This is a genomic window from Streptomyces sp. NPDC048106, assembly GCF_040706415.1.
Taxonomy (GTDB): Bacteria; Actinomycetota; Actinomycetes; order Streptomycetales; family Streptomycetaceae; genus Streptomyces.
The window spans coordinates 91,018-116,604 of record NZ_JBEZND010000028.1 but is presented as its reverse complement, the minus strand read 5'-3'; the positions used below and the strand labels follow the sequence as shown (position 1 = coordinate 116,604).

The window sequence follows — 25,587 nt, the reverse complement described above, 5'->3', positions numbered from 1 at the left end:
CTAGTGTAGTGGGTGCACCCGGTAGATGCACATGTATCATTGGCGAAAGCACGGGACACCCCTCAAACCATCCTGGAACCTCCCCGGAATTCTGAGAGGAACGACCGCAGATGACCGGTCACCACGAATCTACCGGACCCGATCCCACGCTGAGCCGGTTCTGTGCGCCGGGTGACGCAGTACCAGACGGCAGGTGTCAACGCCCGGTTGAAGGTGTTCGCGCTCCTGGAAGCGCAGGGCGTGCCCGCGAGCGAGGCTGACGGCCTGGTGGCCGCGCTGGAGGCGGGGGCGGTCGCTGGGGCGCAGTGCCAGGTGATCGAGCTGAACGGGTTAGTGCCGGCCTGTCAGGGTCTGCGGTTCGCGGACAGCCGGGATAAGGGCGTGTGACGGTCGTGAGCGCAGCAGGGTTGGCCAGCACCCGGATTCGAACCGGGGTTTCCGCATCGGGGCGAACCCGAGTGCGGTGTCCTGGGCCGCTAGACGACGCGTGGCCGCACACAGCGTATCCGCACTCCGGCCGACAACGCCTCTCCTTTTGTAGAGGGTGCTCTGCTCGCATACCCGCACACCACGGGCGCGGCGTCGGGTGCTGGAGGCCCTGGGCGAGGCCGGCGGTCTGTGCACGGCGCGGACGGTGAACAGCGATGGTGACGTCATCGTCTGCACGCTCGATGCCGGGCACTACGACCCGGACGACAAGCCGCCCTTCAAGGACGGAAAGCCGGGCGGCTGGCACAAGGCGGATGCATCGATCTGGAACGACTTGGGCGCGGCCTGCATTCCACACGCGGCCCTCTGAAAGACCACAAGAATTGACCGCTCGGGGAGGCATGGAAATGTCAGCGATTCAGCTCAAGGAACACCAGGTAGATCAGCGCTCCGCGTTTCGCAGGTGGGTGGGATTCCCTGCAAGATCATCTGTGCCCCCGCAAGGTGCCCGGGGCACGATCGTGTCAGCGACCGGGTCGGGCAAGACGATCACGGCCGCCGCGTGCGCGCTGGAGTCGTTCACGGACGGCCGGATCCTCGTCACCGTGCCCACCCTGGACCTGCTCGCGCAGACCGCCCAGGCGTGGCGCCTGGTGGGTCACCGAGCGCCGATGGTCGCGGTGTGCTCGCTGGAGAACGACCCGGTCCTGGGCGAGCTCGGGGTGCGCACCACCACCAACCCGATCCAGCTCGCCCTGTGGGCCGGGTGCGGGCCGGTGGTCGTGTTCGCCACGTACGCCTCGCTGGTGGACCGCGAGGACATCGACGCACCGATGGGTCAGCGGAAGGTTCGCGGGCCGCTGGAGGCCGCTCTGGCGGGCGGGGAACGGCTCTACGGCCAGCAGATGGCAGGCTTCGACCTCGCCATCGTGGATGAGGCCCACGGAACCGCCGGTGATCTCGGGCGGCCGTGGGCCGCGATCCACGACAACGCCCGTATCCCGGCGGACTTCCGGCTCTACCTGACCGCGACCCCGCGCATCCTCGCCGCGGCCCGCCCGCAGAAAGGCGCGGGCGGCCAGGAGGCGGAGATCGCCACCATGGCCGACGCCCCGAACGGCACGTACGGGGCGTGGCTCGCCGAGTTCGGGCTGTCGGAGGCGATCGAGCGGGAGATCCTCGCCGGGTTCGAGATCGACGTGCTGGAGATCCGCGATCCCTCCCCGGTTTCCGGGGAGTCGGAGGAGGCGCGGCGCGGCCGGCGCCTGGCCCTGTTGCAGACCGCGCTCCTGGAGCACGCCGCCGCGTGGAATCTGCGTACGGTCATGACGTTCCACCAGAAGGTGGAGGAGGCCGCGGCGTTCGCGGAGAAGCTGCCGGAGACGGCGGCCGAGCTGTACGCCAACGACGCCACCGACGACGACCTTGCCGCCGCCGACAAGCTGCCGAAGTCGTCGATCAACGCGGAGTTCTACGAGCTGGAGGCCGGCCGCCACGTACCCCCGGACCGCGTGTGGTCGGCGTGGCTGTGCGGCGACCACCTCGTGTCCGAGCGGCGCGAGGTGCTGCGGCAGTTCGCGAACGGCATCGACGCGGCCGGGCGCCGGGTCCACCGCGCTTTCCTCGCCAGCTGCCGCGTGCTCGGGGAAGGCGTCGACATCACCGGCGAGCGGGGCGTGGAAGCCGTGTGCTTCGCGGACACCCGCGGCTCCCAGGTCGAGATCGTCCAGAACATCGGCCGCGCGCTGAGGCTCAACAAGGACGGCTCCACCAAGGTCGCCCGCATCATCGTGCCGGTGTTCCTGGAGCCAGGTGAGGACCCGCAGGACATGGTCGCCAGCGCCTCGTTCCGCCCCCTTGTAGCGGTCCTCCAGGGCCTCCGCTCGCATGATGAGCGCCTGGTCGAACAGCTCGCCTCCCGCGCCCTCACCAGCGGCAAACGCAAGGTCCACCTCCAGCGCGATAAGGACGGGCGGATCGTCGGGGCTGGCGGAGAGGGCGACGGCGAGGACCAGGAGCAGGACGGCACCGACGCCGCCGCCGAGTCCGCGCTGCTCCATTTCTCCAGCCCGCGCGACGCCGCGACCATCGCGGCGTTCCTGCGGACCCGGGTCTACCGGCCGGAGTCGCTGGTGTGGCTGGAGGGCTACCAGGCGTTGCTGCGCTGGCGGGCGGAGAACGAGATCACCGGCCTGTACGCCGTCCCGTACGACACCGAGGTCGAGGTCGGGGTCACCAAGGACTTCCCGCTGGGCAGGTGGGTGCACCAACAGCGCAAGGCGCTGCGGGCCGGGGAGCTGGAGGAGCGGCGCAAGACGCTGCTGGACGCGCCGGAGGCCGGGATGGTCTGGGAGCCCGGCGAGGAAGCGTGGGAGGCCAAGCTGGCCGCCCTGCGGTCCTACCGGCGGGCGACCGGGCACCTCGCGCCGCGGCAGGACGCGGTGTGGAGCGAGGGCGAGGCGATGGTGCCCGTCGGGCAGCACATGGCCAACCTCCGCCGCAAGGGCGCGAAGAACGGCCTGGGCAAGGACCCGGAGCGGGCCGCCGTGCGCGCGGCGCAGCTGACGGAGGTCGACCCGGACTGGGACTGCCCCTGGCCACTGAACTGGCAGCGGCACTACCGCGTCCTGGCGGACCTGGTCGACGCCGACGGCCACCTGCCCGACATCGCACCCGGCGTACTCATGGACGGCGACGACATCGGCAAGTGGCTCCAGCAGCAGAAACAGCCGGCCACCTGGGCGCGGCTCCTGCCCGAGCAGCAGGAACGGCTGACCGGGCTCGGCATCAACGCCCCCGCGGCCCCGTCTCCCACCCCAGCAGCGCCCCGTGCGACGAAGGACCCGAGCAAGGCGCAGCAGGCGTTCCAGCGCGGCCTGGCGGCCCTCACGCAGTGGGTGGAACGGGAAGGCGCCCACCGGCCGGTGCCGCGCGGCCACAGCGAGGAAATCGCGGTCGACGGCGAGGCCGAACCGGTGACGGTGAAGCTGGGCGTATGGGTCTCGAACACGAAATCGAGAAGGAACCGGCTGGACGCCGACCAACTCGCCGCGCTCGCGGAGCTGGGCATGGAGTGGGCAGCGGCGGCCTGACCGGTACAACGACGGCGCCCCCCGGATATGTGCCCGGGTCGGGCGCCGTGTTCGTTTCCCTGGCTTCGTCCGCGCCGCGGAAGGCGGCGTTAGCCACTGCGGGGCCGGTCCGGCCGAGCACGGACCACTCATGCTCCTGTCCGGCCGAACGGCTTGGCTCATCAACGTGTGGGCGTGACGCTGCCACCGCCCGGCAGTTTATCCGGATAGGGGAGGCCCCGGGACACGGCCTCAGAGCCTAGTCTTCACTGTTCTCGTGTTTCTTCAGCCTGGCCTTGCGGCTGTGCCAAGGCGTCGGGAATGAAGTGTGAGTAGCTCTCGCGTAGGTGCTGGGTGACGCGGTCGTCTGTCGCCTCGTAGTTCAGCTGCTCCTGGAAGAACCGCAGCTTTTTCTCCGCAGCGTCGAGGATCTCGCCCCAGCTCTTGACCCAGACCTCATAGTCGTCCTGCACATCGGCGAGGCCGGCGGGCCGGTCCTTCTGCCTGATGTCGCGAAGGATCTTCTCCGAGTAGTCGTAGGTGACGAGGTAGAACCGCCACTTGGAACCCACCCCGCTGTACTGGGGATCGTCGACGATGGCCCGGGCGTAGCCCTTGATCTGGTCGAGTTCTTTTGGGCCGACCTTCACTGTGGGCCGCTTGAGCTCAACGACAAGCCGCTCGGTGGAGTTGTCGTCCCGGCGGCTGCGGAACAGCAGGATGTCGACGCGCCCGCTGCGCCCGTCCGGCTGGGTCACTGCCTCGAGCTCGTGCTCCAGGACGACGTCTTCGCCCAGGTGGTCTTCAAGGTGAGCCTGGAGGACATTGGTGAGTCCGAGCTCGCTCCTGGTCATGTTCCAGTCTTCGCCGAACAGCCAGAGGTTCTTGGCGACCATGGGATGGAGCTGGTCGACCTCGCGCAGATTCTTGCGGAGGTGGTCGTCGGCGAGGATCTTGCGCAGAGCTTGGATGAAGTTCAGGCGGTTGGTGACGGTGGTGGCCGCGCCGATGACGTGGGTCAGGTCGGTGCTGTCGAGAAGGTTCTTCAGGTGCCGACGGTCGTCGTCGCTGAGTGCCAGAACCTTTTCCAGGATGGTGTGGAGGTCGCTGGGGTTGCTCTCCAGCGCTGTGCGGATGAGGTTGACGGAGAGACTGCGGGCGGCTCTTTTGTTGGGCAGCGCGTGGCGAGCGGCGGTGACGACGACGTCGAAGGTCTGGCGCTCAATGGCGAGCGCGCCGGTCACCGGCTGGTCGTCATAGGGGTAGATGCCTTCGGTCTTCAGCTGTCGCACGACCTCTGCCGAGATCTGGGCACCGCGAACAGCCAGGTGCTTCTGGACGGCCTTGACGGCCGCGTCCAAGAGCCCGGCGTGGGACATAGTCAGGCCGTGCAGGTCGTCGACGGACAGGCCGTTGAACAGGTTGGCGCGCAGGTAGGGGGTGAAGCTGATGATGCCGTCGGACCAGTCGCTGCCATGCTCGCCAAGGGCGATGCCGTCGGCGTTGCAGATGAGCATCTTGCGGTCGCCCATCCGCTTGTTCCACTCGACAAAGGTGACGACCGGGGGCGGGTCCTCGCCGGCGTACTCCTCCGGCAGGTCCAGCTGCAGGTCGACGGGTTCGCCGACCATGATGTCGCTGGGGTCGAGCCGTTTGCCGTCGAACGTGACGCGCACGTGCGGGTAGGCCCGGAGGTAGAACGCCAGCTTGGCGGTGAGATTCGCGGCGGCGTCGTCACGTTCCAGGCTGTTCAGGGGCTTGCCCTGGGGAACAGAAATGCGGACCGCCGTACCGGGCTTTTCCCGGGTCGGCTCTGTCTCCTCAATCTGCCAGATGGTGGCGTGGTCAGCGTTGCCGCGGATCTGGACACCGACCAAGGTGTCGCCGACCTTGGCAGTGGACTCCCAGGTGAGTTGGTCGCCCAGGGCAAAGGCGAAGAGGCGGCCTTCGCCGTTGCGACCGTGCAGGATGCGTTCCCCGCCTTCGGTGTGCGTCCTACTGGACTTCCAGGTGTTGCCGAAAGCTTGGAAGGCCGTGCGTGCTCGCTCAAGTGTCATGCCGTGGCCGTTGTCGGTCACCACGACGTCGGTGATCGCCGTCATGCTGGAGCGGCGCAGTTCGACGTGGACCTCGGTGGCGTTGGCGTCCAGCGCGTTCCACACCAACTCAGCGACTGCCGTGATCTGGGGCTTCTTCTTGAACTGGAGGATCTTGCGCTCGCCGACCGAGAGCTCGAACTCCGTCAGCGGCGGTCCGCTCTGCGCCGGCAGTGCGGCGGCGCTGACCACGCCCGCGCCAACTCCCGTGCGAGCGGCGCCTTCTGTGTTGTGCTCCCCAGACATGCGGTGACCGTACCGGTTTCACACCGTGCGGTACACATCGCCTTGCGTAATGGGTGGGGTGAGGCGAACGGGCACCTGCTCGCGCCGCTGGACGCCACCTACCAGGGCTACAAGGTGGGCATCTGGCTGAAGAACGCCAGGGCTGCCGCCCGCAAGGCGCAGGAGACCGAGCAGCGGCGTGCCGAGGGCCTGCCGGTGGAGTCGTCGGCCGGGGCGCTGTCCAGATGCGGCGCGAGCAGTTGAAGGAGATCGAGGCGTCCTGGTGCCCGAGCTGGCCGGGGACCTGGCAGCGGTGCGTCCACCTTGGATGCATCTGGACGCCGGTGAGGTGCTGCCCACCGAGGCGGGCGACGTCGTGCGCCAGGGCGAGGATCTCGGGCGGTGGGTGCAGTCGGTGCGGCTCGGGTGGGATCAGCTCACGTCCGTGCAGCAGTGGCTGTGCGAGCAGGTCCTCGGGATCACACCCGCCAACGAGGACGAGAAGCCGCCGCCGCGCCGCACGCAGGCCGACAAGTGGGCGATGAACTACGAGGCCGCCAAGCAGTTCTACGAGCGCGAGGGGCACCTCCAGGTCCCGAGGAAGCACGTCGAACGGATCGCCATCGGCGAGGACCAGGAGGAGCGGGAACTCCGGCTCGGTGCATGGATCGGAAACCAGCGCAACAGGGCGGCGACGCTGACGCCGGAGCGGATGGAGCTGCTGTCCGCGATCGGGATGCGGTGGTCGTGATGGTGGGCGTCGTCGTCACCGCGGCCGCCGCGCTCGCGGCCGGCTACCTGCTCGGGCGGCTGCGACCGTGGCAGCGCCTGGGCGACTGGGCGGCAGATCAGGTCCGCTTCACCGGGGCGTGGGTCCGGAGCGGCGCCGGGCGTCAGGCCGTCGTCGTCCTGGCCCACGCCGTCACCGCGCCGCGCACCAGCTGGCGCATCATGCGCGCCCCGGCCAACGAGACGCTGGCGCCCATGCCCGTACGCGATCCGGACTGGGTCGCCAACCGCACCCGGACAGACAAGGAAGGCACCCTGTGAGCACCGAGCAGCACGGCGCCGACGCGTACGGCCGGGAGCCGGCCCGCATCAGCCACCACCAGCACGAGGCCACAGCGGCGCGGTTCACGGTCTTCCAGGCCCTGGCCGCCGTCGGGATCGGACACGAGCAGGCCGACGACATCGTGGCGAAGCGGGAGGCCAGGGCGGTGGCCGGCACCCACACCCGGATCCCCGAGAGCCGCGGTTCGAAGACGGCTGGCACGCCGGAGTCCGCGACGTCGCCAGCTACCTGCTGCGCATCGCCGACACCACCACCACGGGGCGGGAGCTCGCCGCGTCCAGCGCCATGCTGGTCGCCCACCCCCAGCAGCCCGCCGCCCCCGCCCCCGCCCCGCAGGAGGCTCCGGTAGGTAGGTGCCGACCACGTCGCGCACCTTGGTCACGAACTGCGGGTCGGTCGACAGCTTCCAGGTCTCCACGATGTGCGGTGAGGCCGAACGCCCGCCAGATCCGCGAGACAGCTGATTGCGACAACAACGGCTTCGGACCAGGCATCACCCCAGACCTACACGCCCGCAAACTTCCGACTCAGGACACTAGCCAAGCCGGATGACGAGACTCCCGGTCCGCGCCTGCTCGCTCGTGATCTTCGTCTTTTTGTGCCAAAGGACTTGCACCGAATAGGACTTGGAGCCGCCCGGTACCCTGGGCACCACAACTGGGAACACGCAGGCGGACTCGTAGTACTGGCCAGCTCCCAGAGATCCGGTTGCAACTAACCGATCTGCCGAGTCGTAGACAGTCACCAGCGCCCCTTTGTCGACGTCGGTGAGCTCCAGGGCACCATTGCAAGCCCCCCGGCGGGGGACGCCGCCATCGTCGATTTGTGCCTGCCCCACCAGCGTGAAGGCCTTGTTGCCCCCGGGCCCGGACAAACTCCACGCCAGCGCGATGGAGCCCGAACCAGCCACGAACCCAGCAACCACCAATGCCGCCAAGGCGCTCCGGGACCAGGCCCTATGCGCAGGCCCGGACTGTCCCAACTTCAAGCTGGTTGGCGAACCAACTCTCTGATCGAACGACTCGTCAGGCATGTACACAGCATGGCATCAACCGCCCTGGGTTCGGTAGAGATCTCAGATTGTGGTTGTGACCTGGGGTTTTGTGAGTTCGGTGTAGTAGTTGGTTTCGTATTCGACGGGAGCGCAGGTGCGGAGCGACGTGGAGCTGGGTCAGGGCGTTGGCGGTGGTGGTGACGGTGACCGCCAGGTAGCCGGTGGGCAGCAGCAAGGCCATGAAGGTGCCGTAGCCGGGCATCAGGCCGAGCAGGGATTCGAGTACTCCGAAGATGGCTGTCACGCTGGACCCGCGCGCCGGAGGTCAGGCGCCGGTCGGTCGAGACATGGCCGGCGCGGCACGTGAACTGCCCGCTGACAGTGCCGGAGATCGTCAGACCGGTGCGCTCACCGCAGACGGGACAGACCAGGGGAAGCCGACTCCAGCCAAACTGGACGTGCTGTCAGCCCACCTGCGTGCATCTGGCGACCCTGCGGTCACCGTCGAAGGACGCGCTGCCGCACTGCGGGCTGACCAGTAGCGCTCGGAGGACTGCCGCGCGGCCGTGTCGGGCACGGCAGGGCCCTCCGGATGGGGTCCCCGGTCAGCTCTCGCCGCGTCGGGCCGCCGCGCGGATCGCCGCCTCGGCCTCTGCCAGACCATCGATCAGGGCTGGTTCGTCGAGTCCCGGTACGCACACCACCCGGTCGCCGTCCAGCGCCGCGAGTGAGGCGTCCACGACTTGGCCCACCGGCATGCCGCCTTCGGCGTGCACGGCCTGGTCATCTCCCGGCACCGGCTCCTGCCCGCGGGAACGATGGAACTCGGTGGCGGTCAGCCCCGGGCACAGCACCTGGATCCTCAGCGGTGTGGCGGCCAGCTCGGCCGCGAGGGTGCGGGTGAAGGTGACGACGTAGCCCTTGGTGCCGCCGTACACCGCGCGCTCGGGCAGCGGGTGCGGCGGCAGCGAGCCCGCGAAGGCCAGCTGCGAGGCGACGTTGACCACGGTTCCGTCACCGCGCGCCAGCATGCCCGGGACCACGGCCCGGGTGAGAGCGGTGACGGCCAGGACGTTGATGTGCAGGACCTTCGCCAGCAAGTCCGGTTCGAGCTCGGCGAACGGACCGTACCCGTTGATACCGGCGTTGTTGAGGAGGAACCCGATGTCGTCGCCCGCCGCCCGGCTCACCACCCGGGCCAGGTCGTCGGGCACCGACAGGTCGGCCACCAGGGTCTCCGCCGTGGTGCCCGTCTCCTCGCGCAACCGCCGGGCGAGGTCATCCAGCCGCTGGGCCCTGCGGGCCACGAGGACCGTGTCCCATCCCTGGGCGGCGAGGCGCTCCGCGTAGGCCGCCCCGATACCGGAGGAGGCGCCCGTCACCAGGGCCGTACCGCGTCGTGTGCTCACCTGTGTGCCGCCTTCAGCCCGCTGACCTGCAGTGTGCGCGTGTGCGCGTACAAACACCGTTGTACCAGCCAGCCACCGCATCCCGGACACCAGGGCCGCGCCGCTCGACGAGGTTCGCCCCACGGGCCGGTCTGTAACGGAGACAGGACCACCAGCGATCCGGGGCCGGCGTTCTTCCGTGCCTGCCGGATCGCGCGGGCCCGCAGTACATCGAGGTCGGTCTCGGCGCGGTGGCGGCGCATGCGAGACCCTGCGCCGCCACCGACTGACGATCGCGGCGTGTCCTGGGTGATCAGTGTGCTGGGGCAGTACGTGTGAGCGGGCCGAGGAATCGGTGCAAGTAGTAGGCGAGGTAGCCTCCGGGCCCACTGGGCCGGGCGTCGGTGGTGCGTTTCCAGCACACGGCGCTCGCCTCCTTGAAGAATTCGCCGGCGCGCCCGGCCGATCGCTACAAGGACCTCATCCACAAACTGCTCGCCAAGAACGCCCGGGGCTACGCAGGTGGGACAGGCCTCAAGTTCATCCCGAGCCCCCGGAGCAACAGCGGCCTCGGCGAGCCGAACGCCCCCGGGACACGGCAGTGAGCGTGCTCGTCACACGATGCCCGACGGCGGCGCTCTGGCCTTGCTTGAGTAGGCTACCGCCGACGCGGGATGGTGACCCGGGCCTCCGCCAGGACGATCGTCGGCGTCGGCTTGCTGGCGTGCCGGGCAAGGGTTTCGTCGAACGGCACGTCCAGGTAGTAGCCGTGGGTCGGGCCGCGGTGGTCGGCGCACAGCGCCGCGACCATGTCGCCGTAGCAGTCGGCGTAGAGGATGCCTTTGACCACGACGTGATAGCCGGCGTCCAGCGCGTAGCAGGCCGCCGATGCCATCGAAGTCCAAGGTCGATCTGTACGCGGCGACCCGCGGCCGCTGGCTTCCCGCCCCCACCCAGCCCGTCACGACCGTTCTCTCGGTGAGTGAGGGACCCCGGGCTCGCCCTCTCAGAGGGAAGGGCCAACGGGGTCCTCTGCTCGTCAGGTGGGGTAGAACCCGGTGATGCGATAAGGCGTCTGGTTGTACAGGACGTTGAACCCCATCACCCACCGCTCGGCTAGGTCGTCAACGACGACCAGTCGCGGGTCGGTTCGGGCAGTGGGCCGGTGCAGCGGTATTGCCACCGGCACCGGGCACTCGCCGAGCCAGGATTCGGCGTAGAAGACCACTTCTGTCACCATGCGCCCTACGAGGGCGCCGGTCGGGTGGTACACGGCTGGCACCTGGCGCAGAAGACCGTCCAGCTCGATCGCCACAGTACGGTGCCGCTGTCCTGCCTGGGATAGCTCGTAGATCATGAGGGCACCGCCTACTCTGCGGTCAGGGGGATGTCGTAGCGCATCCAGGAGCGCATGGCAGCGGCGGTATGGACCCGGCCAGTGCCCAGGGCCCGTGATCCGTCAAAGGCCCATCCCATGACCTCCAGAAAGCTGCCGTGGCCTGTGCTGATGTCCAGATTCATGTTGAGAAAGACGGGGCGTTTGGCCACCGCGAAACCTTGCCAGGGACGGTCCCAGCGGAACAGCCTGCCGAACTCCGCGTCGTCCCATACCTGTAGGCGGTTGCTTGCGTGAGCGGCTCGGCAGTCGAGAATCCATAGGTCCGCATGGGCTTCACGGCCGGCAACCTCAGCAGGGGCAAGGCGCCGGGCCTGGATTTCCGCCCGCTTGCGGCAGCGCAGTGTGCAGTCGGCCCTGCGGTCTCCGAGTGGGATCTCGGTGGCCACACCCCATCCCTTGAGTTCCTTGTGCCACGGGGACTCTGTCACAGGCTACCCGCGTATCGGAGAAGCTCAGCGTCTTCGTCGTCCAGCCCGAGGGCCGACGCCCCGACAGCAGCGATGTAGTCGGCGAGGCTGAAGATGCCGGGGAGGTTGTCGATACCAATGACGAGACGGTCGTAACGCTTGTGCAGGGCAAGGATGCGATTTCCGCGGGCCTTGTGTTCTTTGGCCCCTTGGGCGGCCTCCTTGGCCGCATGTTCAAGCCGGTCGGCCTCCATGAATTCGCGCTCGGCAAGGGCGGGGAGGATTTCCATGATGCGGTCGACGTCTTCGAGCACGAGCTGCTGGGCGGTCTTCTCCGTCAGCTCGCCACCCTCACCAACAAGGACCTTCGCCACGACGTTCTCGTCGTCGGCCCCGCCGCCTCGGGGGCCCGGCATCGCACCGACAGGGTCCGGGGTGCCGGTGCCGCAACCGGTGCCTTGAACGGTGGCTCCTGCCTGCGTTGGTCCGTCCGGCGGGCCAGCAAGAGCCGCGATACGCACCTCCTTGCAGACCTTGTTGAACGAGGTGGCACACATCGATTTCACCGCACGGTCGAACACCGGGCGGTACTCGGCCGAAAGAACGTTGATCTTCGATCGGACCACACCTTGCATCCGGGTGAGCTGCTCAGCTTCGCTCCCACCCTGGTGGATGCAGCGGAGGGCCTCCCGGTCAAGGACGTCCCGCACAACGTTGGGGTAGCGGCCTGCGGCTGAGGGAATCGGCATGGGTGCCTACTTTCCGGAGAGGAGTCGGATCGCGCGGGGGCGCCTTTCCAGGACGCGGTCGGCCCAGGAGACGACCGAGTCGCGGATGGATTCGACGGACTGCCACACGTCGGGGTCGTCGACGTGCACGAAATCGTCGGGGCCTAGGAGGAGAATTTCTCGGCACTTGTGGGCCAGGCCGAAGTAGCGGATGGTCCAGTCGGCACGCGGATCGCGCTCGTCGCTGCCGATGAGCTCGTTGATCAGCTCTTCGTCCGGGTCGGGGACCGGACGCATCTGTTCGCGCACGTAGCGGGCAACCTCCTGGTCCTGGAGGACCGTACGCACGGCTGGCGCCCTCAGGATGGACAGCACGGTTTCTGGAGTCTTGGTCAGCTCAGCAACTACGGCCTCTCGCACCTCCTCGCGGCCGAGCTGTGCAGTGATCTCGTCCGGTGTCGCCGCCGTGCCGCAGGCCGTTCCGTCCGCCAGCCCCAGGGCCCTGGTGTACTCCGCGGCGTCCAGCACGGCCGGCCATCCCGCCCGCTCTGCACTAGCCAGTCTCCCGAGCAGCAGCCCGACTCGACGCGTGCGTTCCACCGGGTCGGTGACGCAGGCCGTCACTACGCACTTCCATGGCACGTGGATGGAGGAGGCGGTGAGTCGTGCGCGAAGTTCCGCGCCGGCCAGCCCAGTGACGCGCAGGTATCGCTCAAGGGTGTCGGCTGCGTAGCCGAGTTGGCGTGCCAGCGGTTCCAGGGCGCTGCTCGCGCCCAAGCCGGACTGTTCGGCAATCTCGGCACACACGTCACCGAGGCCGAAGCGCGCAGCAAGCTGCACTCGCGACGCCTGGACGTCCTGTTCCGCGAACGCTCGTGCACGTTTGAGCTGCTCGTTGGTGTAGCCGGGATCGGGGTTCCCGCCCGGTTCGATCCACACGTTCTGCATAGAGGGGGACAATAGGGTCCAAAAGCACCTTGAACCTCCGCAATACATCCGATCCGTCACCCGCGGGGACGACCCCACGACCAAGATCGCGAATACCTGCCTTAAGGCGCTGCGCCCCCGGGGAGCGGTTTGACCCGGCCCGATCGGCGGCCCGAATCTGCCCTCGCGTGACAATCCGATCGTCAGGGGAGAGGCCATGGACAGCGCAGAGGAACGGCGGGCGCGGAGCGCTGGTTACCCATCGTTCATCGATGGGATCCCGGAGAGCGACTGGGCGCTTCTCCATCTCAACAAGGAAGATCGGCAGCTGATCGGAAGCAAGCGAGGAGCTCACAATCGGCTCGGCTTCGCCGTGCAGCTGACGGCTGTCCGGTTCCTGGGCCGGTTCCAGACCGATATGGACAGGATCCCCGAGGACCTGGTGCTGCGAGTGGGCGAGCAACTCGGCATCACCGACCCCCTTGACCAAATCAGGGATTACGGGAGTAGCCCCGACACCGTTCGGAACCACGCCAGGGAGATCGCGAAGGAATGCGGCTGGACCTCCTTCACGGAGGGCGAGCCCAAGCTCGTCGCGCAGTTGGAAGCCCACCTAGAGATCACCACGGCCGGCCCGAAGGCGATGACCCTCACAGCCTTGACCTGGCTCCGCAAAAATCAAGTGCTGCTGCCCAGCCACTCGACGTTGCGCAACTCGGTGGTGGCCTGCATTGGCAGGGCTGAGGACGCCTTGTCGAAAAAGCTATGCGGAAAACTGACATCCTACCAGATCACCGTCATCGACGGGCTGCTGGAGGTCCCCGCCGGTGAACGGACCAGCCGACTGGATCGGCTACGCCGAGGTGTCGGCGAGCCCAACTGGGCGAACTTCGACAGAGCGCTGGCGCGCGTGGACGAAATTCACGGTCTCGGGTTCGCCGACGTGGATGTCTCCGACATCCCCCAGCGCAAACTGGCGCAGCTGGCAGACCGTGCCATGACCGAGCGAGTAGGCCGCCTCAAAGAGCAGAGCGGCAAGCGGGCCGCGGTACTTGCGGCCATCAAGCAACTGGAGAAGCGCGCCCTGGATGATGCCATCGACATGCTCGACAAGCTGATCGGCAGCCGCTTCATCGTCAGACCCAAGAGGTGGTCCGACAAGGTCCTCGTCGACGCCTACCCGAAGTTCGCCCCCGCCGGCACCTTGGCCGCACAGGCGCTCCTCGCCGTGCTGAAATCGGTGGCAGAGCAGGTCGACCAGGACACCGGGGAGATCATCGATCCCTACACCGATACCGACTCCACACGGGCAGTACTCGAGACGGTCGCTGACAGGGACACCCTCGCCACAGCGGCCAAGAACCTCCTGGAGTACATGCCCGCTCCGGACTCCGATACCGACGAAGCCCGCCGAGCCAAGGCCCTGGAACAGTTCCGGGACGTGCGAAGGCTCGTATCTGTCCTTGTCGACAGGGTGCCCTTCGGAGCGACCCCCGCGGGGCGGCCGACGCTGACCGCACTACGGACCCTGCCGGATCTCCTGGGCCGCACGGATGTTGGGCTTGAAGACATCGACACCACGCTATTGAAGGGGTCCTGGGGGCGCCTGGTGTGGGACAGGTCGGGGCAGCCAGAGGGCACCGTAAACCTGTCAGCGTATGCCCTGTGCGTACTGGAGACTCTTCACCGGCAGCTGGGCCAGCGGGAGATCTTCGTCTACGGCTGTTCCCGCTGGGCAGACCTGCGCGCGCAGCTCCTGCCAGTCGAAGTGTGGGAGCAGGCGCGGCCCGGCGTGCTGACCGACCTGAACCTGTCCGAAGATCCAGCCGCCTACCTCGGCCAGGCCAGCGCGAAACTGCACGCAGACCTCACCAGGGTTTCCTCTCGACTGCCGGAAGGCATCCAGGTCTCCCTCGAACACGGGAACTTGAACCTGACGAAGGTGCAGTCGCCGCGTTCGTCCAACTTGGTCAGGCAGGTGGAGAAGTTGCTCCCCAGGGTGGAACTGCCCCAAGTGGTACTGGAGGTCTTGCGGCGAACAGACGGGATCACCGCCTTCACCACCCGCAAGGGCAGCCCCGCCCCCTACCCGGAATTCGAGCTGTCCGTGGCCGCCGTGATGGTCGGGCACGCCTGCAATCTTGACCTCTCAGCCGTAGCAAGCGACAAGGACGCCCTGGCACTCGACCATCTCAACCGCGTCAGCCGCGGCTACGTCCGGCCCGAGACGATCGAGGCGTACAACAAACTCATGATCGAGGAACAGACCACGGTTCCCGTCACCACGCCGTGGAACGGCGGGCGCCTCGCCTCCGTGGACGGCTTCCGCTTCATCATCCCCTCCCCACAGCCCCGCCTGCCCATCGCGCCTGAGGGCAGTTCCGAGCTTTCCTGGTTGACCGTACTCACCGAGCAGGCCATCCAGCTCTCCGGCCGTATGGTCAGCGGCAGGCCGAGCGCGGCACTCGAGGCGCTCCGCACCCTCACCACACACCGAACCCGGCCCACCGCTCCCGACACGGGACACCCCGATGCCATCGTCGCCGAGGCAGGAACCCACGAGGACCTCGTCTTCGGTCTTCTGACCCTCTGCGGCTACTCGTATCAGCCCACCCCGAGCCAGATCGTGGACACCAGACTGTGGCGCGTCGAGAAGTCGGCTCACTACGGCCCGCTCCAGGAGGCAACACGGCGCTACATCGACGTCGCGCAAATCGCCGCGCACTGGGACGACATCCTGCATGTCGCCGGTTCAATTCACCACGGTGCCGTCAGCCCTCACGACGCCCTGCGGATCCTCACCCGCAACGGCGTGCCCACCAAGCTCGGAGCAGCGATCGCATCCTTCGGACGCATCCCGAAGACGCGTCACCTGCTCAACCTCTACGACAACCCTGAGTTCCGACGCGTGATCGAAGCACAGAGCAGGCTTCACAAGGAGCGTGCCGAACTCGCCAGGCGCATCTGCCATGGACTCGACGGGCCCGTCCCCGAGTACTACCCCGGTCTGGAAGACCGGCTTGGTGCCCTCGGTCTCGTCCTCAACGCCGTGGCCCTCTTCAACACGATCTGCATCCAGAAGATCATCGACAGGCTGCGCAGCCAAGGCCAGTCCATCAGCGAGAGCGAAATCCGTCAGCTCTCACCCTTCATGTACCGGCACATCAACATGCGCGGACGCTTCCACTTCGAACTGCCCGCCGAGACCATGTTCGCGATCGCCGACCTCGACACAGATCCCGCCTGAGAGCCCGGGCCCCTTCCTTCCGACAGTAGGGCCCATCGCCAGCATCGCTGAACGGCGAGCTCCTCCGCTTCACCCAAAAGCCGGTGCCCCCTCGCGAGGCACCGGCTTCGTCCTGCCCGCCAAGGCCCGCGTGCCTCAACCCGCGCAGGAGCAGGTGTCGTACCCCCACGTCGGCGTCAACTTCAGTGGCACAGCAGTTGAAGGAAGCCTCCATGCCTTGTCCAGCCCATCCGGATAAGGCGCCTGGCCTGCATAAATGCCCCTTGGCCCACATATTTGAGATCTTGGTCGCCGAGCAGCAGGGCGTCTGGGACAGCCGATGCCCCGCAGGACCGCCTGGCGCAGGCCTCAAAGCGGCTCAGCAGCGCAGGATGGCGGTCCCAGGACAGGAACCGCACCCCTCCCGACACCGATCAGCAGATGGCCCCGTCGACGCACACGCCGCGCTGACATTCACCTCACGCGGTGTCTCCCTGATCGCCGTGGGGGACGGTAAACCCGCCCGAGGGTACGGGGGGGGGCAGCCGAGGTAGTGGCACCCTTCACCGCCGCCGCCTCCTCGACCATGACGGTCCGATCCTCCTCGACCACCATGGTGGACCGCGCCCGCGCGTACAGCCCGCTGCCGATCAACACCACGACGTCGGTCCTCATCGGGTCATGGCCCCCCGCCGGCACCTCCCGGGCCCGCCAGAGCGTCAGCACGTCGGCGGCCGACAACGCGTAGTCCCAGGTCGGGAGCTCCCGTTTGCGAACACAGTGCTGCCCCTCCGCGCATGAGGTGCGGGAGGGGCAGCGTCCTACCGGGCTGGGCCCAGCAGCGTGGGAACCGCAGGTTCGCAGGGAGGTCAGCAGCTGACGGAGAACTCTTCGAGCTGGTCGGCCAGTGCCTGATCCGGATGATGGAATTCGCCGTTGGCATCCTCGACTTTGAGGCGCTCCACGGCTTCGCGCAGGGCCCGCGGATGGCGGGCCCCTGGCTGGACGGGCCAGGTGGGGCGGTGGACGCAGGAGATGTCGAGGATGTCGTAGCCCAGGTCGAGGGCCTGGCACATCCAGTGGTCGGCGTCCCGGAGCTCACCGCGGCGCAGGTGGAACAGGTGCAGACAGTAGGCGGCGGTGGCGTCGCCGGCTCCTGCCGCGTACTGCCACCACCAGAGCGCCCCTTCCGGCTTCTGCGCGAGGTTGAGCAGGCAGCCGAAGTGCAGGGCACCGTCGATGTCGACCAGGTCGTCCGCGATCCCGGCCAGATGCTCGGCGGCCTGGCTGCTGCGCAGGAGACGGACGGACAGGGCCTTCAAGGTCGCCTCGGCGGCATCGAGGCGGGTGGGATGGTGGCCTTGCGGTGCGGGCTGGGCGCCGAACATGAGGGCGGCGGTGACGTCCCGGACGATCTCCTGTCTCAGGTCGTCGAGTTCGTCGTCGGTGACCGTGTCGGGGATGGCGGCCTGGTCGAGGATCCTGTCGATGTGGCGCGGCACGTCTACTCCTTCTCCTCGTCGTCGCCTAGGTCGATACCGAGCTCGGTGGCGATTCGCTGGCGGGCCACGCGCCGGTGCGTGCGGACGGTGCCCACGTGGATGCCCATGATCTCGGCGACCGTCTTCGGCGGGTAGCCGAGGACGAACTGCATGATGATCACGTCGAACTGTCGCTCGGGCAGCGCTGCGATGGCTGTGTAGAGGCCGATCGGGGACTCCAGGTCCGCCATCTTGTCGCGCATGGCTGACAGCGTGGCACGCACCGCCTCGTAGACGGCGGCGGTTCGGTCATTTGTTGACGCAGTCCTTGAGCGGCCGTCGGCGGTCGGCGCGATCGTCATACGGGCGTGCGTCTCCACGCGGAGTTTGAGCGCCCGCCACGCGTAGGCCTCGGGGCCGCCCTCCTGCCGGAGGGCGTCTTGCCAGTTCAGGGCCAGGTGGGTGTAGAGGCTGCGCACGACCGCCTTGGCAGCTTCCTTGCTGCCCAGCATGGTGGTGGCGTAGCGCAGCTGCGGCCGGGCGTACTGGCGGTAGAAGGCGTCCAGGGCCGGGGACATCTCGTAGTGGATGCCGTGCAAGGCGTTGAGGTCCTCGAACGAGACGGGCAGGGTGTGTGCGTCGCTGTCCTCGCTCATGGTTCAGGCCTCCGTGTCCCGGGCGGCGACCGTGGTGGTGGGCTCGCTGGTGGTGACGCCGATCTGGGCGCCGGCGCACAGCAGGGAGCGCGTCCCCGTACGCATGTCGGGGAGGAACGCGAGTTCCTTCAGTTCGTTGTGGGGCACGGGCCCTCTGGTCCTTCCTGCCAACGGCGTCAACCCGCCCCATGGGCAGGGCGGATCGTGCTGGAGGACACCGGGGGTGGGGTCCTCGGCGGCAGCATTTCGGATCAGAGGGCCCAAACGCACAGCGCTCACCCGACCTTTTTCGACCCAAGGTGATCACGCGTGTGCGCACGGAAATTAACTTGTCAGTAAGTTACCGTTCAGGCACGTTCCGTGACCAGCGTGAATAGTGTTCAGACAGAAGCGCAGGAGGTTACAGAAAGCGCCACGAACCGCCGAACCGACCATCGCTCTTGTGATCGACATCACATCCAGAAGTCGTTTCGCCATCCTGCGGCGGGGGCGCCACGGGACGCCGCACGGCCGGGCCCGGCGGCGGGAGGGACTGCGACGGCCAGGAGGTGACGGCGGGATCAGCGCGCACGGCCGTCGGCGGAAGACGCCTCGGCCGCCCGGCAGGCCCGGCAGACGACCTCGACCCGGGGACCGTAGCGGCGGCTGAGCCCTTGGCAGCGCGGACAGTAGCCGACCTCCGCCGGTGAGCAGCCCAGAAGATGCGCGGCGACCCGGTCCGTGGCCGGGTCGATACGCCGCGGTGCGCCGTCCATGTCTTCGACTGCAGGTCCGCTGTCCCCCTGCGGCAGGTCAGTCACGGTGCGCCCCTCACGCAAGGTCGATGCCCAGCTTGTTCTCCGGCCTGCAGACCGGGCACGGCTCGGCCCCGATCACCGTGTCGGTGAGCACGATGCGTGCCTGCTGCGCGGTGATCGCGGACGGAGTCCGGCGCCCCTGCCGGAGCGTGCAGCCACCGGCATGGACGACGACCGGCAGGGGATCCGCCGGCCCGGACTTCGACTCCATCAGGTACTCGGCCGCCGGCGCCCGCCGCCGGGGCCCGGGCCGCTGCGCCGGGCGCTCCCGGCCGGGGGCCGAGGACGCCCGCGCAAGGGCCTTGCGTACCTCCTCACACTGGAGCCGCAGATAGAGGCCGACGGTCTCGGTCTCCGCGATCTGCCGCTCCAGGTGCGTCAGGATCGCCCGCAGGCGGGGCGGATCAGGCGGCAGATCGGACATGACAGGCACCGTGCAGCACAGCCCACGCCCGCGAAGGCCGACCACGCCAGCACGGGTGGAACAGCACCTGCGCCGACAGCCGCAGGAGGCGACACCCCAGCTCGGCGCGCGGGCGCACCGCGAGCTGCCGGTAGGTGGAGTGCCACTCCTCGTGCGCTCGGATGAGGTCATCAGGAATCGGCCGCATGACCCAATTCAATCCCTTGTTCGAATTATTGTTCCAGTTGCCTCACCCGGATGGACAGCGCGCACCTGCTGAATGGAGTCGCTGGGACGCCTCGGCGCACCCACGGCCGCCGTCCCGGCCCCGGCCGGTCCTGCGACGGAGGCCGGGCCCTGATCGCTGACTCTCGGTCCTCGGCACCTGCCGCGCACAACGCCGCGCGCCGCCTCGCCGAACCGGACCCAGCGATGGTGGGTAGGGTCAAGGCACCGAACCGCCAACTGGAGCAGGGGAATTGCTGATGGACCAGTCCGGGGACCGGCGTGCCGACGCCGCACTTCAGGCCTACAACTGGGCGCGGGTCGCCGGGAGTCTGGAGCGTGCCTGGAAGGAGCAGGATCAGGCAAGGGCGCTGAGCAATTCTTCCTCGAGTGAGCTGAGCGAGTGGCAGCGGTGGCTTCTAGACCACTTCAAGGACCAGCATCTGAGTGTGGAGCAGGCGATCGCCCTGGCGGAGATGTGGGTCAAGGTCGCCACGGTACAGCCGACGGGAGTGCGCAGCACGGACGGCGATTGAGGCGGTCCGCGTCAGGACCTGCCGAGCGGTACTTCGGCGAGAACATCCCACACGATCTCGCGGCGGTCATGCCACTCGGCCACCAGCGTGAGAGCGGTGACCGGCACGGTGACCGGGCTGCCGGGCAGGTCGGACAGCAGCACCTTGAGCGCGCGGCGGTCCGCCAGGTGCCCTTCCGCCCCGGCGTAGGCGTGGGAGAGATGGGGATAGGAGGCCGACGGGATGCGCGGCCACCGGTCGCCGACCACCGTACGGTGCGCCTGCCAGGTCATCTCCCACAGCTGCCGGTGGGGCCGCCCCGGATAGCCCTTGCACTCGATCGCCATGGTGCCGATGTCCGGGCGGGACAGCGTCACCTCGAACGGGTCGATGTCGGCGGCTCGGCGGGTCACCTCGCGGGTGATCTGGTCGACTTCCCCGGCGGTCGCGCTGTCCTGCGGCCCGGCGTGCAGCACGGTGATGTGCATCCACTGCGGCCTCACCGGAGTCAGGCCGGGATGCTCGGACAGCAGGCGGTAGGGCTCGTACAGGTGCTTACGGGCGAAGTCCTCGCCGGGAACGATCAGCCAGTGCAGGTCTTTGCGGCCCGGCGGCCACGCGTGGGTGCGACCTTCGACCCTGGCGAAGAAGTCGTCCATGAGACCCACCCCTCGGTAGTAATCCGCGCACACCCGCCGGATGCGGATCTTTCCCAGGGTGGTCCCGACCAACCAGGGGTGCCGCTAACGAGCAGCGAACCAGGTGACAAGTAACCCGCGAGTAGCTTTCGGTCTCTGAGGCGTGGGCGCGGGAGAGGACGTCGGATGGGGTGGTTGCCAGCTTCGTACTCTTGCCTCTGCGGGGGTGCCGTGCGTGCCACGATGAACGCATGAGTGTGGAACGCCGGAGCCTGCTCGCGGAGAAGACGCCCTTTCCTGACGACCTCGACGAGAGACTGCGTGCCCAACTCACCTTCCTCGTGGAGGTGGATCAGCTCAAGACCGTTCTGCGGCAGTCGCCTCTTGCAGCGGCGGATCGTCGCGAGAACGACGCGGAGCATTCGTGGCACCTGGCGTTGATGGTCGTGGTCCTTGCCGAATATTCCGACGAGCCCATCGACGTGGGGCACACGGTTGAGCTGGTCCTGCTGCACGATCTTGTGGAGATCTATGCCGGCGACACCCCGCTCTACGACAGCGCTGCCGGTGTCGACCAGCGGGAGCGGGAAGTCGCCGCGGCCGAGGAACTCTTCGGTCTGCTTCCGGCGGACCAGGCTCGGCGCATGCGGGCCCTGTGGGACGAGTTCGAGGAACGCCGTACCCCTGAGGCCAGATTCGCCAAGGCCATGGACCGGCTGCAGCCGCTGCTGCTCAACTGGATGGCGCGCGGCGGCACCTGGCGCACTCCCGGTGTCACCGCCGATGATGTCCGATCCCGTAAGGCAGTGATCGGGGACGCGTCCGCCTCGCTGTGGAAGGCCGGGCGACGCCTCATCGACGAGGGCGAGATCCGTGGATGGTCGAGGAGCGCGGAACGTGGGACGTGACGATCACGGCGTTGTCAGGATTGCTGGGTGACCGTAGGGGTCCTGACCGTGTGCGTGACCGCTGGAGTTGTTGGATGGGCAGCCGCTGCAGCCGCGCAGGATGGGGCGGCGCAAGCTGAGCGGGCCAAGGAGAGGCCACCTCCGGTCTGAAAGCTACTGAAGGGTCACTTGTCACCTGGTTCGCTGCTCGTTAACGGCACCCCAACCATCCGCAGGCCCGATAACCCCCCGGCGGGGCCCAGCGGGACCAACCGCAGCTCCTGTCGCTCCGGATCGCCCTCCGGCTCCGGCTACGCGGCGGCCTGACGTCTCACGTCGGTCAGGCGGTGTCGCCGGAGTAGTAGAAGCGACACACCACACCCGGGCCACCCGGGCGCGGGTCACCGGGGCGCGGGTCGTACAGCGCCCGGCCGCGCAGCAGCTGCTCGTCATCGGCATCCATCCGCCCAGCCTCCCAGACACCACCGACCACCACCCCGGCCCCCGAGGCCGACTGCTACCGGCGGCGCCCGATGCCGAACCGGCTACGGGGGCTTCACCGCCGGCGCTTCCGCGGCCGCGCGTTCGGCCTCCTCCGCCTGGCGGCGCGCTCTCCGCACGGTCGGCGGCCTCCCCCGCGCATGGCCCGCAGAACCGGTCCCGCTCGCCGGGCCACTGAGCGGAGGGTGTCGTCAGGGCCGTCGGCGGAACCAGCCGCGGCCACGGCCACGCTCCTGGTCGTCCTCCGGCTCCGGCGGTGCCGCGGTCTGGAGGCGGGCGGCTTCGGCAGCGGCTTCCTCGCGGGCGACGTCGTCGGCGCGGCAGGTGCCGCACACGGACCGGTCCCCGGCCTTCCAGGCCGTCCTCGCAGTGGTCTCCTCCCAGCGCTGGTCGGTGAACTTCCTTCCGCACCGCTTGCACACCGGCCGCCGGGCCTCCCGCTCAGCGGCGCGCCGCCGCTTCTCCTCCGCGCCGGCGCGGGCCTCCTGCTCGCGGTAGAGGGCATCGCCGTCGGGGTTGTCGAGCGCGGCCGTCAGCGTCTGCTCGCCCTTGCGTCCCAGCCGCCGCCACACCGCCGCGCCGGCGCCGTGCTCCTGGAGCTGCTCCAGGGTGGTGACGACGACGGGCACCGCCTGGCTGTAGTCCTGCGCGGTGACCGCCTTCTCGTAGAGGGTGTTGTACCGGCGCGGCGCCCAGTAGCGGCGGCCGGCCTCCTCCAGCACCGCGACCGTCCTGGAGACCTTCGCCTCCGTGGTGTCCGCGAACACGAACGCCACCGGGGGCAGGCCCTCGCGGCCGGTCGGCGGGTAGACCCGGCGCCACAGCCGCTTCTCGTGGCCGACGAGCCGGTCGATCGCGTCCGGCCGCGAGCGGACCAGATCCACCATGCGCTTGTCCGCATCCTTCGCAAGGAGCCGACCCCACTCCCAGTACCGGCGCAGCTTGGCGACCAGGTCGTGCGCGTCCTCGGTGCGGCGGTCGATCTCCAGCAGCAGCACCGGCACCCCCGCCTCCGGCGCCCGCACCACCAAGTCCGCCCGCTGAACGAAGCCGCCTGCGAGCCGGTGCCCGATCTCGGTCTGGAAGCCGAGCCGGTGACCGATCCCGGCGCGGTGGAGCTCGGCGGCCGTCGAGGTGACCGCCGCGGCGTGGTCGTCGTAACCGGTGCCGAGCAGCTCCCCGGTGACCGGGTCGCACTCCTGCCTGCGCAGCACCGAGACCCGTATGCCCTTCGGCGCCAGCAGCTTCCTCGCCTCGCCGTGGCCTCGCTTGGTCAGCACCCACACCTGCCGCTGGTCCTCCCGCACCGACTCGATCCGCACCAGGCCGTGGTCCTCCAGATCCAGGAGGTTGTCCCGCGTGAGCCGGTCGTGCTTGTTATCCGGACGGGTCAGCATCCACAGCTGGTCGGGCGTAGCCCTCTGGAAGATCCCCAGCGCTTGCAGCAGCTCCCGGCGTCGAGGCTCGGTCGAAGTCCTCCTGTGCTGGGGACGCCTTTGGACATGAGGGTTGTCGGACCTGCGGCGACCCCCTGTCCGCCGGGCCTGACCTGCGGAAAACCCCGGCCCTTGAGGACGGGGCGCGGAGGGGGTGACGGAGGGGTCCACGGAGGGGGCTTTCCGGGCCCGGACAAGGGGCTGTTCGGGTTCGTCTGCGGTGCTCGCCACAGGGGCTCCTGGAAGGTGGGGCGGGCCTGTCCCGCCATTCACCTCGTAGAAGGTGCGGAATTCGGCCTCCGTGTGACGCAGCCCTGGGAAAACCCCTCCGTCGTGACCGCATCGTGATCAACCCGGAGGAGAGAGTTCTCCCGCCTCAGCGGCCGGACTCTGTCCACAGGGCCGCAGATCGAGGGTGTCTTCGAGGCCGCCGCGATCAGCGGGGCGGCCCGCAGATGAGGAGTCACCCATGCCCGAGAACACTGTCACCACGCCGCTCGCTCCGATGGAGCTGGACGACGTCGCCGACGCCTTCGCCTACATCCGGTCGCTGCAGACCGGGGACATCGACACCGCCAGCGCGGTCGCCGACCACACGGGCTCGGAGCTGCACCGGCTGCTCCTGGACGTCGCCGCGCGCGTCTTCATCCCGGTCACCGCCGCGGACGACCACGACGGGGAGCCGTGCGCGCACTCCTTCCTGGCCGCAGCCCTCGGACGCCTGCTGCTGGAGCTCCTGTGCCACGGCGTGTGCCTGGCCGATGCGCCGGGCGTCGCCCAGACCATCATCTGCTTCACCGAGAACATCCTCACCGACGACCACAGCGACGTCGCTGACGTCCTGCGCCAGCTGGAGGCCGCGGGGATGAAGCAGGCGATGGAGACGCACCCGGCGCGCCCGACCACCGCGTAGCCACCCCTCCGAAGACGGTGGTGGTGCGGTGCGGCGCGCGTCCCAGGCGCACCACCGCACCACCGTGGCGCGCTCCACCGCACCATCGCACCGCGCCGGCGGTGCGGTCCCGCGGCGTCGCCGCACCGCACCGCGCCGGGGCGCGCCCGGCCGGGCGGGCTCCTCTATCACAGACCCCCTTGACCGCGACCTGATCGCGAGCCGAAACCGGCGATGTCAAGGGAAATCGTCGCGGTAGCAGAGCTGGACAAGGGGGTGTAGCGGAGCCGGACAAGGGGGTCGTGCGCGTCCGGCCGCACCCGGACAAGGGGTCGGCGGCGGGCGCACCGGTGCGGAGCATCGGATGCGGCGCACCGGCGCGCGAGAGTGCCGGACATCGTCCCCGAGCCGACTCCAACGCCATCCAACGTGCACCAACGCACCACTTCCCCGACCACCCACCACCGCTGAGCGCACCGCGTCACCGACGCCCTTCAACACGAACAGCCACCACTGCCCCCGGCCGACTCCGGCCGGGGGCTTCGTGCGTCCTGGAGGTTCACCGTGCCCACCTACGAGACCCTGCCGCGCTTCGCCGCCGACCTGGACCGCCTCACCCCAGAACAGCGCCGCCGGTTTCGCCGGGCCGTGGCGGCCTTCGTCGAGGACCTGCGTACCGGCAGCTTCCGCGCCGGCCTCCGTGTCAAGCGCGTTCAGCGAGCACCGGGCGTCTACGAGCTGACCTGGTCCATGGGCACCGGCCCCGCAGGACGCGCAACGTGGGAGTACGGGCCTGAGTGCCGCCCTGGCACACCGCACGTCATCTGGCGCCGCATCGGCACCCACGACATTCTCACCGGTCCATGAGCGGATCTCGATGTCCGTCTGCCGGCTGCGTCCCGACACGCGGCAGGGCCGGTTTCCTAAATTTGGGAAACCGGCCCCGATCCGGATGTGCTACTTGGAGACGGCCTTCGTTACCGCGGCCGCCTACCTGTGGTCGGGCCAGGCAGCCAGCACGTCGGAAGTCTCTTCGTCGGTGAGGATGAGGCGGGCGCCGGGCATGTCGCCGTACTCACCGATCCAGCGGCGGTATTTGTCCCGCGCGATCGCCTCACTGCCCCACCAGCCGTGCTGCACCGGCCGGACGCCGGTGGCGAGCAGCAGGTGGTAGCGGTTGGGGTCTGCCATGGG

At 68.7% G+C, this 25,587-nt stretch carries 27 protein-coding genes, 1 tRNA gene and 2 pseudogenes; 12 read left to right on the top strand and 18 right to left on the bottom strand.

What is annotated here, in order from left to right:
• The first annotated feature begins 171 nt into the window (after positions 1-171).
• Complete coding sequence (locus AB0927_RS26470) at positions 172-387, top strand: hypothetical protein (protein ID WP_366670208.1); 216 nt, start codon at positions 172-174, stop codon at positions 385-387.
• Between the two features lie 21 nt (positions 388-408).
• On the opposite strand, the gene AB0927_RS26465 is transcribed toward AB0927_RS26470, so the two are convergent.
• A tRNA-OTHER gene (locus AB0927_RS26465) sits at positions 409-493 on the bottom strand.
• A gap of 93 nt (positions 494-586) precedes the next feature.
• Here AB0927_RS26465 and AB0927_RS26460 point away from each other — a divergent pair.
• Positions 587-799, top strand: coding sequence for a hypothetical protein (locus AB0927_RS26460; protein WP_366670207.1), 213 nt, complete (start codon positions 587-589; stop codon positions 797-799).
• 37 nt (positions 800-836) lie between these two features.
• Positions 837-3,521, top strand: a complete 2,685-nt coding sequence (locus tag AB0927_RS26455) for a Helicase associated domain protein (RefSeq protein ID WP_366670206.1) — start codon at positions 837-839, stop codon at positions 3,519-3,521.
• 245 nt (positions 3,522-3,766) lie between these two features.
• On the opposite strand, the gene AB0927_RS26450 is transcribed toward AB0927_RS26455, so the two are convergent.
• Complete coding sequence (locus tag AB0927_RS26450; protein WP_366670205.1) at positions 3,767-5,842, bottom strand: ATP-binding protein; 2,076 nt, start codon at positions 5,840-5,842, stop codon at positions 3,767-3,769.
• A gap of 66 nt (positions 5,843-5,908) precedes the next feature.
• On the opposite strand from AB0927_RS26450, the pseudogene AB0927_RS26445 reads away from it, so the two are divergent.
• The 3 genes and pseudogenes from AB0927_RS26445 to AB0927_RS26435 form a co-directional block, all read left to right on the top strand.
• Positions 5,909-6,572, top strand: a pseudogene (locus AB0927_RS26445) (helicase associated domain-containing protein); the annotation flags it as partial.
• A complete protein-coding gene (locus AB0927_RS26440; RefSeq protein WP_366670204.1) occupies positions 6,572-6,871 on the top strand; it encodes a hypothetical protein in 300 nt (99 codons plus the stop codon). The pseudogene AB0927_RS26445 and the gene AB0927_RS26440, both read left to right, overlap by 1 nt.
• A complete protein-coding gene (locus AB0927_RS26435; RefSeq protein WP_366670203.1) occupies positions 6,868-7,242 on the top strand; it encodes a hypothetical protein in 375 nt (124 codons plus the stop codon). The genes AB0927_RS26440 and AB0927_RS26435 overlap by 4 nt, the downstream gene beginning before the upstream one ends.
• 186 nt (positions 7,243-7,428) lie before the next feature.
• Here AB0927_RS26435 and AB0927_RS26430 read toward each other — a convergent pair whose 3' ends face one another.
• From AB0927_RS26430 to AB0927_RS26400, 7 genes and pseudogenes are all read right to left on the bottom strand, one after another.
• The gene (locus tag AB0927_RS26430) at positions 7,429-7,830 is read right to left on the bottom strand and encodes a hypothetical protein (protein WP_366670202.1); all 402 of its coding nucleotides are present in this window, start codon (positions 7,828-7,830) and stop codon (positions 7,429-7,431) included.
• Between the two features lie 662 nt (positions 7,831-8,492).
• Positions 8,493-9,296: an SDR family NAD(P)-dependent oxidoreductase gene (locus AB0927_RS26425; RefSeq protein WP_366670201.1), complete on the bottom strand. Its 804-nt coding sequence runs from the start codon at positions 9,294-9,296 to the stop codon at positions 8,493-8,495.
• A gap of 691 nt (positions 9,297-9,987) precedes the next feature.
• Positions 9,988-10,152 (bottom strand): annotated as a pseudogene (locus AB0927_RS26420) (kinase); the annotation flags it as partial.
• Positions 10,153-10,314: 162 nt separating this feature from the next.
• Entirely contained in the window at positions 10,315-10,632 is a 318-nt protein-coding gene (locus tag AB0927_RS26415; protein ID WP_366670200.1) for a hypothetical protein, read from the bottom strand.
• A gap of 11 nt (positions 10,633-10,643) precedes the next feature.
• Entirely contained in the window at positions 10,644-11,060 is a 417-nt protein-coding gene (locus tag AB0927_RS26410; protein WP_366670199.1) for a hypothetical protein, read from the bottom strand.
• Between the two features lie 38 nt (positions 11,061-11,098).
• Positions 11,099-11,830, bottom strand: a complete 732-nt coding sequence (locus AB0927_RS26405; RefSeq protein WP_366670198.1) for a hypothetical protein — start codon at positions 11,828-11,830, stop codon at positions 11,099-11,101.
• Between the two features lie 6 nt (positions 11,831-11,836).
• A complete protein-coding gene (locus tag AB0927_RS26400; protein ID WP_366670197.1) occupies positions 11,837-12,757 on the bottom strand; it encodes a hypothetical protein in 921 nt (306 codons plus the stop codon).
• A 196-nt stretch (positions 12,758-12,953) separates the two neighbouring features.
• On the opposite strand from AB0927_RS26400, the gene AB0927_RS26395 reads away from it, so the two are divergent.
• On the top strand, positions 12,954-15,983 hold the full coding sequence (locus AB0927_RS26395) for a Tn3 family transposase (RefSeq protein ID WP_366670196.1): 3,030 nt from the start codon (positions 12,954-12,956) through the stop codon (positions 15,981-15,983).
• 532 nt (positions 15,984-16,515) lie between these two features.
• The gene (locus AB0927_RS26390) at positions 16,516-16,710 is read left to right on the top strand and encodes a hypothetical protein (protein WP_366670195.1); all 195 of its coding nucleotides are present in this window, start codon (positions 16,516-16,518) and stop codon (positions 16,708-16,710) included.
• A gap of 121 nt (positions 16,711-16,831) precedes the next feature.
• On the opposite strand, the gene AB0927_RS26385 is transcribed toward AB0927_RS26390, so the two are convergent.
• The 5 genes from AB0927_RS26385 to AB0927_RS26365 all read right to left on the bottom strand — a co-directional run bounded on the left by AB0927_RS26385 (position 16,832) and on the right by AB0927_RS26365 (position 19,320).
• Positions 16,832-17,464 carry a hypothetical protein gene (locus AB0927_RS26385; protein WP_366670194.1) on the bottom strand — a complete coding sequence of 211 codons (633 nt, stop codon included), beginning with the start codon at positions 17,462-17,464 and terminating at the stop codon, positions 16,832-16,834.
• Between the two features lie 2 nt (positions 17,465-17,466).
• Positions 17,467-18,099: a sigma-70 family RNA polymerase sigma factor gene (locus AB0927_RS26380; protein ID WP_366670193.1), complete on the bottom strand. Its 633-nt coding sequence runs from the start codon at positions 18,097-18,099 to the stop codon at positions 17,467-17,469.
• Positions 18,100-18,102: 3 nt separating this feature from the next.
• Positions 18,103-18,246, bottom strand: a complete 144-nt coding sequence (locus AB0927_RS26375) for a hypothetical protein (RefSeq protein WP_366670192.1) — start codon at positions 18,244-18,246, stop codon at positions 18,103-18,105.
• Positions 18,247-18,659: 413 nt separating this feature from the next.
• Positions 18,660-18,854 (bottom strand): hypothetical protein, encoded by a 195-nt coding sequence (locus AB0927_RS26370; protein WP_366670191.1) that lies wholly within the window; start codon positions 18,852-18,854, stop codon positions 18,660-18,662.
• A 55-nt stretch (positions 18,855-18,909) separates the two neighbouring features.
• Positions 18,910-19,320, bottom strand: coding sequence for a DUF6233 domain-containing protein (locus tag AB0927_RS26365; protein ID WP_366670190.1), 411 nt, complete (start codon positions 19,318-19,320; stop codon positions 18,910-18,912).
• A 464-nt stretch (positions 19,321-19,784) separates the two neighbouring features.
• Here AB0927_RS26365 and AB0927_RS26360 point away from each other — a divergent pair, with 464 nt between their 5' ends.
• Positions 19,785-20,060, top strand: coding sequence for a hypothetical protein (locus AB0927_RS26360; protein ID WP_366670189.1), 276 nt, complete (start codon positions 19,785-19,787; stop codon positions 20,058-20,060).
• Between the two features lie 11 nt (positions 20,061-20,071).
• On the opposite strand, the gene AB0927_RS26355 is transcribed toward AB0927_RS26360, so the two are convergent.
• Positions 20,072-20,698: a 2'-5' RNA ligase family protein gene (locus AB0927_RS26355; RefSeq protein WP_366670188.1), complete on the bottom strand. Its 627-nt coding sequence runs from the start codon at positions 20,696-20,698 to the stop codon at positions 20,072-20,074.
• Positions 20,699-20,928: 230 nt separating this feature from the next.
• Here AB0927_RS26355 and AB0927_RS26350 point away from each other — a divergent pair, with 230 nt between their 5' ends.
• The gene (locus tag AB0927_RS26350) at positions 20,929-21,585 is read left to right on the top strand and encodes an HD domain-containing protein (RefSeq protein ID WP_366670187.1); all 657 of its coding nucleotides are present in this window, start codon (positions 20,929-20,931) and stop codon (positions 21,583-21,585) included.
• A gap of 319 nt (positions 21,586-21,904) precedes the next feature.
• Here the strand turns inward: AB0927_RS26350 and AB0927_RS26345 are convergent, their stop codons facing one another.
• Together AB0927_RS26345 and AB0927_RS26340 are read right to left on the bottom strand one after the other, a co-directional pair.
• The gene (locus tag AB0927_RS26345) at positions 21,905-22,027 is read right to left on the bottom strand and encodes a hypothetical protein (RefSeq protein WP_366670186.1); all 123 of its coding nucleotides are present in this window, start codon (positions 22,025-22,027) and stop codon (positions 21,905-21,907) included.
• A gap of 229 nt (positions 22,028-22,256) precedes the next feature.
• Positions 22,257-23,462 carry a replication-relaxation family protein gene (locus tag AB0927_RS26340; RefSeq protein WP_366670185.1) on the bottom strand — a complete coding sequence of 402 codons (1,206 nt, stop codon included), beginning with the start codon at positions 23,460-23,462 and terminating at the stop codon, positions 22,257-22,259.
• A gap of 508 nt (positions 23,463-23,970) precedes the next feature.
• Here AB0927_RS26340 and AB0927_RS26335 point away from each other — a divergent pair.
• Positions 23,971-24,414 (top strand): hypothetical protein, encoded by a 444-nt coding sequence (locus AB0927_RS26335; protein ID WP_366670184.1) that lies wholly within the window; start codon positions 23,971-23,973, stop codon positions 24,412-24,414.
• A gap of 543 nt (positions 24,415-24,957) precedes the next feature.
• On the top strand, positions 24,958-25,260 hold the full coding sequence (locus AB0927_RS26330; RefSeq protein WP_366670183.1) for a hypothetical protein: 303 nt from the start codon (positions 24,958-24,960) through the stop codon (positions 25,258-25,260).
• 123 nt (positions 25,261-25,383) lie between these two features.
• On the opposite strand, the gene AB0927_RS26325 is transcribed toward AB0927_RS26330, so the two are convergent.
• Positions 25,384-25,584: a hypothetical protein gene (locus tag AB0927_RS26325; RefSeq protein ID WP_366670182.1), complete on the bottom strand. Its 201-nt coding sequence runs from the start codon at positions 25,582-25,584 to the stop codon at positions 25,384-25,386.
• Between the last annotated feature and the right edge of the window lie 3 nt (positions 25,585-25,587).

What these genes read in the sequence shown, in the direction of transcription:
- AB0927_RS26455 (WP_366670206.1), top strand. Translation starts at nt 837, where the DNA reads ATGTCAGCGATTCAGCTCAAGGAACACCAGGTAGATCAGCGCTCCGCG.
- AB0927_RS26450 (WP_366670205.1), bottom strand. Translation starts at nt 5,842, where the DNA reads ATGTCTGGGGAGCACAACACAGAAGGCGCCGCTCGCACGGGAGTTGGC.
- AB0927_RS26440 (WP_366670204.1), top strand. Translation starts at nt 6,572, where the DNA reads ATGGTGGGCGTCGTCGTCACCGCGGCCGCCGCGCTCGCGGCCGGCTAC.
- AB0927_RS26415 (WP_366670200.1), bottom strand. Translation starts at nt 10,632, where the DNA reads ATGATCTACGAGCTATCCCAGGCAGGACAGCGGCACCGTACTGTGGCG.
- AB0927_RS26405 (WP_366670198.1), bottom strand. Translation starts at nt 11,830, where the DNA reads ATGCCGATTCCCTCAGCCGCAGGCCGCTACCCCAACGTTGTGCGGGAC.
- AB0927_RS26400 (WP_366670197.1), bottom strand. Translation starts at nt 12,757, where the DNA reads ATGCAGAACGTGTGGATCGAACCGGGCGGGAACCCCGATCCCGGCTAC.
- AB0927_RS26395 (WP_366670196.1), top strand. Translation starts at nt 12,954, where the DNA reads ATGGACAGCGCAGAGGAACGGCGGGCGCGGAGCGCTGGTTACCCATCG.
- AB0927_RS26380 (WP_366670193.1), bottom strand. Translation starts at nt 18,099, where the DNA reads ATGAGCGAGGACAGCGACGCACACACCCTGCCCGTCTCGTTCGAGGAC.
- AB0927_RS26370 (WP_366670191.1), bottom strand. Translation starts at nt 18,854, where the DNA reads ATGGACGGCGCACCGCGGCGTATCGACCCGGCCACGGACCGGGTCGCC.
- AB0927_RS26365 (WP_366670190.1), bottom strand. Translation starts at nt 19,320, where the DNA reads ATGTCCGATCTGCCGCCTGATCCGCCCCGCCTGCGGGCGATCCTGACG.
- AB0927_RS26360 (WP_366670189.1), top strand. Translation starts at nt 19,785, where the DNA reads ATGGACCAGTCCGGGGACCGGCGTGCCGACGCCGCACTTCAGGCCTAC.
- AB0927_RS26355 (WP_366670188.1), bottom strand. Translation starts at nt 20,698, where the DNA reads ATGGACGACTTCTTCGCCAGGGTCGAAGGTCGCACCCACGCGTGGCCG.
- AB0927_RS26350 (WP_366670187.1), top strand. Translation starts at nt 20,929, where the DNA reads ATGAGTGTGGAACGCCGGAGCCTGCTCGCGGAGAAGACGCCCTTTCCT.
- AB0927_RS26345 (WP_366670186.1), bottom strand. Translation starts at nt 22,027, where the DNA reads ATGGATGCCGATGACGAGCAGCTGCTGCGCGGCCGGGCGCTGTACGAC.
- AB0927_RS26340 (WP_366670185.1), bottom strand. Translation starts at nt 23,462, where the DNA reads ATGCTGACCCGTCCGGATAACAAGCACGACCGGCTCACGCGGGACAAC.
- AB0927_RS26335 (WP_366670184.1), top strand. Translation starts at nt 23,971, where the DNA reads ATGCCCGAGAACACTGTCACCACGCCGCTCGCTCCGATGGAGCTGGAC.
- AB0927_RS26325 (WP_366670182.1), bottom strand. Translation starts at nt 25,584, where the DNA reads ATGGCAGACCCCAACCGCTACCACCTGCTGCTCGCCACCGGCGTCCGG.